A 258-nucleotide genomic window follows, 5' to 3' on the forward strand; every position below is an offset into this window, starting at 1 on the left:
CCCGCCTGCATGCCGATGTCTGGCCCGCGGTGCTGGACCGGCTGTCGCGGTCGCATATCACCAACTATTCGATCTTCCTGCGCCGGCCAGAGAACCTGCTGTTCAGCTATTGGGAATATCGCGGCACCGATTTCGCGGCCGATGATGCGGCCATTGCCGCCGATCCGGTGACGCGCGACTGGTGGGCGCTGTGCGGCCCGATGCAGCGCCCGCTGGACACGCGAGCCCCTGGTGAGTGGTGGGCGGGCCTGACCGAGG

1 protein-coding gene is annotated in these 258 nt (G+C 67.8%); it reads left to right on the forward strand.

What is annotated here, in order from left to right; translation table 11 throughout:
* On the forward strand, nucleotides 1-258 hold a 258-nt coding region (locus TW83_RS16775), incomplete at both ends, for an L-rhamnose mutarotase (protein WP_045983927.1).

It is taken from the genome of Paracoccus sp. S4493 (assembly GCF_000967735.1).
Lineage (GTDB): Bacteria > Pseudomonadota > Alphaproteobacteria > Rhodobacterales > Rhodobacteraceae > Paracoccus > Paracoccus marcusii.